The sequence below is a fragment of the Fulvivirga aurantia genome, assembly GCF_009711475.1.
Lineage (GTDB): Bacteria > Bacteroidota > Bacteroidia > Cytophagales > Cyclobacteriaceae > Fulvivirga > Fulvivirga aurantia.
This window is the reverse complement of the sequence record NZ_SMMD01000755.1, coordinates 1-7,340: the sequence shown is the minus strand read 5'-3', so window position 1 is coordinate 7,340 and position 7,340 is coordinate 1. Positions and strand designations below refer to the sequence as shown.

Sequence of the window (7,340 nt, the reverse complement as noted above, 5' to 3'; positions counted from 1 at the left end):
TGCCCGAAGGCGACTATCAGGTCGCGGAAGAAGAGAAAAATCTAATCATGCACATCTCACTACCCATTGGCAACGGTTCAATTCTCATGGGAAGTGATACTTCTAAATCTTTTGCCCCAAACTTCACAAAAGGCAATAATTTTTCTATTTCTATAGACACTGACAGTAAAGAAGAAGCTGAACAAAAATTCGAACAATTGTCAAAAGGAGGAAAGATTGTGATGCCTATGCAAAGCACATTTTGGGGTTCGTACTTTGGAATGTTGACCGATAAGTTTGGTATACAGTGGATGGTCAGTTATGGTGATAATGGAAGCAATTGATAGGATTTATAAACTTTGATAAAAAAAATCACACTTGCTGTGATTTTTTTTCTTTTAAGGCGACTAATAAGAAAATCACCGGAGGTTTAATGAGTAAAACTGAAAGATTCACAGAACTTATAAAGGCTAATGAAGGCATCATCTTCAAGATAACTTCTGTTTACTCAACAACTGATATTGATCAAAAAGATCTTTATCAGGAAATCGTAACACAGCTGTGGACAGCTTTTGATCGGTTTAGAAACGAATCTAAAATTAGCACCTGGATTTATAGGGTGGCATTGAATACAGCTATTACCAACATTCGAAAGGTAAAAAAGCAAGGATTTAAAGTGCCAATCGATCAGGCGGTTTTGAATTATGCAGAAGTGACAGATCCATTACTTGAAGAGCGGATAAGGATGCTTTATAAAAATATAGAATCCCTTGACGAATTAGATAAAGGTATTGTGTTGCTGTATTTAGAAAAAAGAAGTCATGATGAGATAGCACAGATTATTGGACTTTCTGTAAGTAATATCGGTACCCGCCTCTCTAGAATTAGAAATAAATTAAAGACTCAAATGACAAATAAAGTTAGCCATGGAACTTGAGGAAATGAAAAATATTTGGTCTGATATGAGTGATGAGCTAGACAAACAAAAAAAGCTCACTCAAAAACTCATAATTAAGATGGCCCATGAGAAAAGTAGTTCGAGACTAGGACGTATAGTTATGGCCGAATCTATTGGGACAGTGATTACTGTAGTAGCCTTGATTTTTATTGGTATTAACTTCAACAAGTTTAACTCACTAATCAATATAGTGGCTGCGAGTGGTACATTCCTTATTTTATTTGTGTCAGTTATAATGGCTGTACTCCTTATACGAAAGGCTAACCTGATAAATATTCAGGAAGACACTTATATCGGAGCACTTAACCATTACACTGATTTGAAAAAAATGCTCAGGTTTTATAAAAGGTTTAGCATAGCAATGTATGTAATTATGCCCTTTTTTCTAATTCCGGTAGTATCGGTTTTAGCCGGTAAAGACTTATCACAAAACTTGAGTGAGTTGTGGGAAGTCATATTAGCTTGTGTGTTGATTTTGCCAGTAGCGTGGTTAGCGATTGCCTGGTTCTACAAGACTAATTTGCGGAATGTAACGGCAGCATTTAAAGAAGTTAAAAATATAGAAAATGATGAATGACATGATAGTATTGAGCTGGAAAAAAGGTCTATTTCGCTGTGTTTACCAACTGTTTGCCAATGGTAATAAGATTGGTCAACTAAAGGAAAAGAGATGGAGTCAATCTGCAATAGGTGTATCTGGAGGAAAGAATATCCTGTTTCGTGTTAAAAACAGTTTTGTTCAATCAACAGATATAATAGATATAGAAAGTGGATTGACTATAGGGCGTATTAAATATAACTGTTGGTGGCCAAAGGCAAAGGTAGAAATGGAAGGTAAAACCTATAGTTGGAGTTTTACTAATATATGGACAACAAAATGGAAAATTGCCGATGAAGAGAATAACGAGGTAAAATTTTCTGGACATTCTGTCAAGGGACAAGTGTATTCTCCTATAACGGACAGTAAAATTTTACTTACCGGCCTGTTTATAGCAAATTATTACTGGCAGTTACATATTACTTATCTGGCCTGTGTTTTTGCGCTCTTCTTTATTCCCTGGTTATAAAAGTCTGCATATTTTGTTTTGATAGCTTCACAGTTGAATTTGCTTTTGCTATTTTCGGAGAGCATTTAAAACAACATGATTTATGAAAGCCTACATTAAGTATTTATCGGTTTTAGCATTTCTGGGATTAATCTCGTGTGGTCAATCTTCTACCAAAGAAGAATCTGAAACGCATCAGGCCACTGATGAACTAAATAGAACAGAAGAAACAAAAGCTGAAAATGAGGTGATATCATTTAATGGTGTCCAGGTAACGGGAGTTACAGTTTCTGATAATGGACGTATTTTTGCCAACTTTCCTCGCTGGAGAGAAAATGTACCTTATTCTGTGGTTGAGGTCAACAGTGAAGAAGGAGGTTATCAATCCTACCCAAATCTTGGCATGAATAATTATAATCCTAATTCAGAGGACTTGGATGGTATTTTTATGTGCGTTCAATCGGTATTGGCTCATGATGGTAAATTGTATATCCTCGATACGAGAAACCCCATGTTTAAAGGTGTAAAGGATGCTCCAAGGGTTTTTGTTGTAGACCTCAGTACAAATAAGTTAGATAAAGTATTGAAGCTTACAGAAGGCTCTTATAAACAAAATTCTTATGTCAATGATTTGAGGGTTGACGACAAAAACGGGAAGATTTATTTCACAGATTCGGGTGAGTCGGGCCTTATTGTAATGGACTTAGCAACGGGAGAGAGTAAAAGGGTGCTCGATGACCATCCTTCAACCGCTGCTGAGGTTGATCATCTGGTGGTAGATGGTAAGAAATGGGAGAACACAGTGCATAGTGATGGTATCGCATTAGATTTAAAAAATGACAAACTCTATTACCACGCGCTTAGCGGTTATACATTATATGCTATACCAACAGAGGCACTCATTTCATCAGATAACCCTGAAAAAGAAGTAATTGAGGTAAAAAAGACAGCCGCACCAGACGGTATGATATTAGATGATAAAGGCAATTTATACTTTGCGGATTTAGAAAATAACAAAATCAACTATCTCACTCCTGATGGTGAAATAAAAACATTAACAGAAGGCGAAGATGTGAGTTGGGCCGATACATTTAGTATCTATAACGGTGAATTATATTATACAAACTCTAAAATACACCTGGCAGGTGGAGATGTGTCAGACCTAAACTTCCCGATTTTGAAGGTGTCGCTTCCATAATGTATCAATTCCTTGAAAAATTAGATTTATCAGACAATCAAAAAAATGCGATAATAGACTTATGGAACAATGGGTTTCCTGTAGGTATAAGACACCCGGACTTAAATTCATTCAATAAATATTTAAATAGCTTAAGTAACCATAGGCATGTCATCGTCATAGATGGTGATAAAATTAAGGGGTGGTATTCTGATTTTATAAGGCAAGATGAGCGATGGTTTTCTATGATTCTTGCGTCTGACATACAAGGTAGAGGGGTGGGAAGCAAATTACTGAACATGGCAAAAACCAAAAATCGAGTGTTGAATGGATGGGTTGTCGATCGTGATAATTATTCTACTGCAAGTGGTTTGCCATACAAACCACCCGTAAAATTCTACCTAAAAAACGGATTTAAATTAATTGCTGAAGAGCGACTGGAATTAAAGGAGCTTTCTGCTGTAAAAATACAATGGATAGCGAAGTAGCAGAGCACATAGATTATTTATGCATAACGAATATTTAAACCGACTGGGGCTCTCACCTGGTGCTACTAAGCAAGAACTCAAAAATGCGTATCGTACCCTCTCCAAGAAACATCACCCTGATGTTTCGAAGGACCCACTAGCTAAGGAGCGATTTATCGAAATTACCGAGGCTTATAATTTTCTTATTTCAGTTGGCCCAAAACCACATAATGAAAATGTAAGGTATGATTATAACCCATTTGAAAGGGAATATGAATCAAAAAGAAATCAGGCAAAGGCACGAGCCCGGCAGATGGCGCGTGAGAAAGCGCTTTACCAAAAGGAGCTAATCACAACGTTTTTGTCTCGCTATAAAATTTTTGTAGTGCTTATTGTGTGCTTCAACATTATGCTGTTATTAGACAGCAATTTGCCGATGACAGAGGTAAGGCAAGAAGTGCTCTCGATATACGAAATTAGACAGGGCTCAACTCATATTGCCGATAAGATTAGGTTTAGTGATTATATCATGAAATTTGAGAAAGGCGAAGTTGTAGAGCTCATGGTTTCGCGATACGCGGTAGTATTTGTGACACCAATTTTCGGAAAGCCATTAAAGGCAGAGTTAGAAGTATTGGGTCAAAAACAACTTCACAACCATTCGATGGGTATATATAAGATTTATATGTATCTCATTCCTTTTGTATTGTTCATGGGTTTTCTATATCTCAAATCTATAGGTAACGATGATAATAGAGTTTCTATGGCCATATTGATGTCCTTTCTTACGCTCATTCAACTTTTTATGCTCGTCTATTTTTCTGACAACCTTTAGACGTTTAGTCAAACAAATAGTAAAAACGGCTTGTTTTTATTTTCATGGAAATAGAAAAACCCAAGCTAGTTTACGTATCTGATGAAGATCCGGGGTTTACCCGACACAAATGGGGTAGGGGTTTTATATATAAAAATGAAGATGGGGTAAAGATTAGTGACCAGGTCATCATTCAGCGTATAAAAGACCTTGTTATACCTCCGATTTGGCAAGAAGTGTGGATTTGTCCTGATGAAACAGGTCATCTTCAAAGTACTGGTAAGGATATGAAAAGCCGCAAGCAATATATTTACCATACAGAGTGGGTGGCCTATAATCAACAAACTAAGTTTGCAAGACTCAAAAAATTTGGTTCAACCCTACCGATAATAAGAGCGCAGGTAGAAAAAGACCTTAGAGATAAGGATTGGAGTAGAAAAAAAGTATGTGCGCTGGTCGTACACCTGTTAGATGAGCATTACCTGCGAATCGGTAATCAATACTATACAGACAGGAATAAAACCTATGGGCTTACCACCTTAAGACGAAAGCACTTAGATGCCACTAAAAGTAGTATAACATTTAATTATAAGGCCAAAAGTAATAAGCATAGGGAAATAAAAATTGAAGATCAGCGCCTGGTCTCTTTGATTAAAGAAATATCTGATTTGCCGGGATACGAAGTGTTCCGCTATAAGGATGAGTCCACCAAATGGACTTCTATAGACAGCTCTGACGTCAACGAATATATAAATAACATATCCGGCAAGCCATTTACAGCCAAGGACTTTAGAACCTGGGCCGGCACAAAGCTCGCTATTGAATATTACGACAAGGCAAAAGAAGAAGTGAGTCAGAATAAACGACTCACACTTGAGCCAACATTGATTAAAAAAGTGGCCAAATCACTAGGCAATACCGTGGCAACTTGTCGTAAATACTACATTCACCCGGCAGTGTTAGAGGCAGTGGTTAGCAATGGGGTAAATACCACCGCAAGTTATACAGATGAGCACCTTGAAGATTCCGAACAACTGATTTTAGACCTCATCTAGCAAAGTGTGTGATATACATCACATCATAATTGTGATATACCTCCTGTTAGCCTTTAGGTCTGTAATCTAGCTTTGTAGCAGTTAAAATTTAATAACCATTTAAACGTGAAGAAAATGAGTAGAATAACTAAAGTTCTAACAATATTATTACTGGCACTTACTATTAACAGTCTAAATGTATATGCCCAGGATCAGAAAAAAGAAAAAATACTATTTGTAGTAACCAGTCATGGCGAAAAAGGTGACACAGGCGAGCCGACAGGCTATTATTTGAGCGAAGTGGCTCACCCTTGGGCTGTGCTAATGGATGCTGGTTATGAGATCGAATTTGTGAGTCCGGAAGGAGGCAGTGTTCCTGTAGATGGCTTCGATGTAGAAGATCCTATAAACCGAAAGTTTTGGTTAGATAAAGAATATCAGATCAAGCTAAACCACACAAAAAAACCTAATGAAGTAAACCCAGATGATTATGTAGCCATACATTTTGCTGGTGGTCACGGTACTATGTGGGATTTTCCTAACAATAAAAAACTAGCCAAGATTGCCTCTACGATTTATGAGAAGAACGGGGTAGTAAGTGCGGTTTGTCACGGGCCTGCCGGTTTGGTAAATATCAAGCTTAGCAATGGTAAATATCTTGTAGATGGAAAAACTGTAAGCACATTTACCAATGAGGAAGAAAGAGCGGTAGAGTTAGAAGATGTTGTTCCTTTCTTACTTGAAACAAAACTCGAAGAGCGTGGAGCGATTATATCAAAAGCAGATAATTGGCAATCAAAAGTTTCTGTAGATGGTAGACTTATCACAGGTCAAAATCCTGCTTCTGCTCATGATTTGGGCAAAGCTATCGTAGAAGTGCTTCAGACGAAGTAATTGATCTTACTAGTTACAATAGAAAGTATATGAGTAAACTTAGAATAGGTATTGTAGGCACAGGTATGATCTCCAATGTAGTGGCTAAAGCAATTTTGGAAGCCGAAAATGCAGAGATTGGTGCCGTGGCTAGTCGAAAAAAAGAAACCGCTGATGAATTTGCAGGTAAATACAATGTAACCAACAGTTATGGTAGTTGGAATGAAATGATTCAGTCCGGAACCATTGATGCAGTTTATCTGGGTGTGCCAACTACAGCAAAAGAAGAGATTGGTGTAGCTACAGCAAAAGCAGGGTTACATTTATTGGCTGACAAACCTTTTAACGGATATGATTCTGTGAGAAAAATGACAGATGTGTGTCGTGAAAATAATGTAGTGTTTATGGATGCTACACATTTCGTGCACAATCCGCGTCATTTAGAAGTGCTTAGCAAAATGAAAGAATCGATAGGAAATTTAAAGGGAGTCAACACATCATTCTTTTTTCCTATGGAAGACAAGGACAACATCAGGTATAATCCTGAAATGGAGCCTACTGGTGTAATTGGTGATATGGCCTGGTATAATGTGAGGGCTATGGTCGAGTACCTGCCAGGTGATAAGGAGATAAAGAAAATAAGTACAGTTGCAGAAAGAGATGCAGAAACTAACGCATTTTCAAGAGCTGGAGGTGTAATAGAGTTTACCGATGGCACATCTTCTTTATGGAATGCCGGCTTCAACTCTGGTGTTTGTGTGATGGATATCAATATTTTAGGCGAAAGAGGCCTTATAACCATGGATGATTATGTATTAGACTGGGACAAAGGTTTTGCCTTTGAAGAAGGACCGTCTTATGATATTGGTTATACTAAAAGAGAGGGTATGGCGACACCCAATGAGTTTGAAAGAAATTCAGTGCCTTACCCAAAAAGCCAGGCAGTGCAAATGATTGAAAACTTTGCAACCTTGGTCTCCGATATTCAGAAT

10 protein-coding genes are annotated in these 7,340 nt (G+C 37.5%); all 10 read left to right on the top strand.

What is annotated here, in order from left to right; genetic code table 11:
- The coding region (locus E1176_RS09220) for a VOC family protein (RefSeq protein ID WP_155210320.1) at positions 1–323 on the top strand (323 nt) is incomplete at its 5' end.
- Positions 320–916 carry a sigma-70 family RNA polymerase sigma factor gene (locus E1176_RS09215; RefSeq protein ID WP_246205984.1) on the top strand — a complete coding sequence of 199 codons (597 nt, stop codon included), beginning with the start codon at positions 320–322 and terminating at the stop codon, positions 914–916. The genes E1176_RS09220 and E1176_RS09215, both read left to right, overlap by 4 nt.
- Positions 906–1,514, top strand: a complete 609-nt coding sequence (locus E1176_RS09210) for a hypothetical protein (protein ID WP_155210319.1) — start codon at positions 906–908, stop codon at positions 1,512–1,514. The genes E1176_RS09215 and E1176_RS09210 overlap by 11 nt, the downstream gene beginning before the upstream one ends.
- On the top strand, positions 1,504–2,004 hold the full coding sequence (locus tag E1176_RS09205) for a hypothetical protein (RefSeq protein ID WP_155210318.1): 501 nt from the start codon (positions 1,504–1,506) through the stop codon (positions 2,002–2,004). The genes E1176_RS09210 and E1176_RS09205 overlap by 11 nt, the downstream gene beginning before the upstream one ends.
- An 82-nt stretch (positions 2,005–2,086) precedes the next feature.
- On the top strand, positions 2,087–3,181 hold the full coding sequence (locus E1176_RS09200) for an L-dopachrome tautomerase-related protein (RefSeq protein ID WP_155210317.1): 1,095 nt from the start codon (positions 2,087–2,089) through the stop codon (positions 3,179–3,181).
- The gene (locus E1176_RS09195) at positions 3,181–3,648 is read left to right on the top strand and encodes a GNAT family N-acetyltransferase (RefSeq protein ID WP_155210316.1); all 468 of its coding nucleotides are present in this window, start codon (positions 3,181–3,183) and stop codon (positions 3,646–3,648) included. Before E1176_RS09200 ends, E1176_RS09195 begins: the two co-directional genes overlap by 1 nt.
- 19 nt (positions 3,649–3,667) lie before the next feature.
- A complete protein-coding gene (locus E1176_RS21480) occupies positions 3,668–4,462 on the top strand; it encodes a J domain-containing protein (protein WP_155210315.1) in 795 nt (264 codons plus the stop codon).
- Between the two features lie 44 nt (positions 4,463–4,506).
- Complete coding sequence (locus tag E1176_RS09185) at positions 4,507–5,496, top strand: DNA topoisomerase IB (RefSeq protein ID WP_155210314.1); 990 nt, start codon at positions 4,507–4,509, stop codon at positions 5,494–5,496.
- Positions 5,497–5,610: 114 nt separating this feature from the next.
- Positions 5,611–6,369: a type 1 glutamine amidotransferase domain-containing protein gene (locus E1176_RS09180; protein ID WP_155210313.1), complete on the top strand. Its 759-nt coding sequence runs from the start codon at positions 5,611–5,613 to the stop codon at positions 6,367–6,369.
- Positions 6,370–6,398: 29 nt separating this feature from the next.
- Positions 6,399–7,340, top strand: a 942-nt coding sequence (locus tag E1176_RS09175) for a Gfo/Idh/MocA family protein (RefSeq protein ID WP_155210312.1), incomplete at its 3' end; no start/stop codon positions are given.

Bases quoted from the DNA above. Each gene is read 5' to 3' on its own strand.
- E1176_RS21480 (WP_155210315.1), top strand. From the start codon at position 3,668: ATGCATAACGAATATTTAAACCGACTGGGGCTCTCACCTGGTGCTACT.
- E1176_RS09180 (WP_155210313.1), top strand. From the start codon at position 5,611: ATGAGTAGAATAACTAAAGTTCTAACAATATTATTACTGGCACTTACT.
- E1176_RS09195 (WP_155210316.1), top strand. From the start codon at position 3,181: ATGTATCAATTCCTTGAAAAATTAGATTTATCAGACAATCAAAAAAAT.
- E1176_RS09210 (WP_155210319.1), top strand. From the start codon at position 906: ATGGAACTTGAGGAAATGAAAAATATTTGGTCTGATATGAGTGATGAG.
- E1176_RS09200 (WP_155210317.1), top strand. From the start codon at position 2,087: ATGAAAGCCTACATTAAGTATTTATCGGTTTTAGCATTTCTGGGATTA.
- E1176_RS09205 (WP_155210318.1), top strand. From the start codon at position 1,504: ATGATGAATGACATGATAGTATTGAGCTGGAAAAAAGGTCTATTTCGC.
- E1176_RS09185 (WP_155210314.1), top strand. From the start codon at position 4,507: ATGGAAATAGAAAAACCCAAGCTAGTTTACGTATCTGATGAAGATCCG.